The following is a 1,122-nucleotide window of genomic DNA, read 5'->3' as shown; positions in this document are numbered from 1 at the left end:
CCCACAACTGTCATCGCCCGGCTTGACCGGGCGATCCAGGACGCCGAGACGTCAGTCATCGCGCCGATAGCTCGCGGCGTACGGGATGCCTGCCTGCGCGGGCATGACGGCGGAGGCCTTCAACGGCTGAGGTGCGTAGGGTGGGCAAAGGCGCCTGCTCCGCTGCATCGACGCGCGACGCCGCATCGCGCCGTGCCCACCGTGCTCGGCCGAAGAACGGCGGTGGGCACGGCGCGGGATGGACGATGTCCTATCAATGGCAGCGGGGGCGCGCCTTTGCCCACCCTACGAAGCTACTTCTTCCCGGTCTTCGTCGTATGGGCGTGAGAATGGCTGCTGCTATGGCTATGGCTATGCGAATGGCTGTGGCTGTGGCCATGATCATGCGCCGCTTCGATCGGCATCATCGCGACGTGGCCGTGGCGGACGCCGCGTTCGGCGATGACGTGGTCGGCAAACGCCTTGACCTCGGCCCGCTCGCCCTTGAGCACGGTGACCTCGAGGCAGCTTTCCTGATCGATGTGGACGTGCAGGGTCGCCTGGGCAAGGCCGGAATGATCGTGCGCCTCCTGCGTCAGCCGCTTCGGCAGTTCGCGCGCGGCGTGGTCGTAGACGTAGCTGAGGGTGGCGATGCAGGGACGGCCGTCGCCGGCGCCGGAATCGGCGGTTTCGAGCCCGCTGCGCAAGAGGTCGCGAAACGCCTCGGAGCGGTTGTCGTAGCCGCGCCGGGCCATGAAGGCGTCGACCTCGGCAAGCAGATCATCGTCGATCGTGATCGTCAGACGCTGCATGCCCGTCTCTCCCTCCACTGCGCGACAAGCGCCTGACCACCGGGTGAGTATGATGTTTTCACGTTGACATCATACTGGTGTCACCCTAGCGTTCTTTAACACTCGACATCGGGGCGATCCAAGCGCGCTTGCCGTGCGCCAACGACGACGCGCGGCAGATGATGACGCACGCCCGGGGACGAGATACGGGGCGTGACGATGCAATGGCGTGGCGTGAGCGTGGGCGTGCTGATGGCGACACTGGTGCAACACGCGCACGCCCATCCCGAACGTGCTCCGGCCGAGTTGCCGAGCGTCGACGTCGATGCGCCGAAACGCACCGCGAAGCCGA

At 66.3% G+C, this 1,122-nt stretch carries 1 protein-coding gene; it reads right to left on the bottom strand.

Annotation, left to right across the window (positions count from 1 at the left end):
- Nucleotides 1–293 precede the first annotated feature (293 nt).
- The gene (nikR, locus tag BRAS3809_RS25610) at nucleotides 294–791 is read right to left on the bottom strand and encodes a nickel-responsive transcriptional regulator NikR (RefSeq protein WP_008964925.1); all 498 of its coding nucleotides are present in this window, start codon (nucleotides 789–791) and stop codon (nucleotides 294–296) included.
- Nucleotides 792–1,122: the final 331 nt, after the last annotated feature.

Origin of the sequence: Bradyrhizobium sp. STM 3809 (assembly GCF_000239795.1) — a bacterium.
Classification (GTDB): Bacteria; Pseudomonadota; Alphaproteobacteria; order Rhizobiales; family Xanthobacteraceae; genus Bradyrhizobium.
Note: the sequence above shows the minus strand (reverse complement) of the source record. Positions and strands in the feature narration are given on the sequence as shown.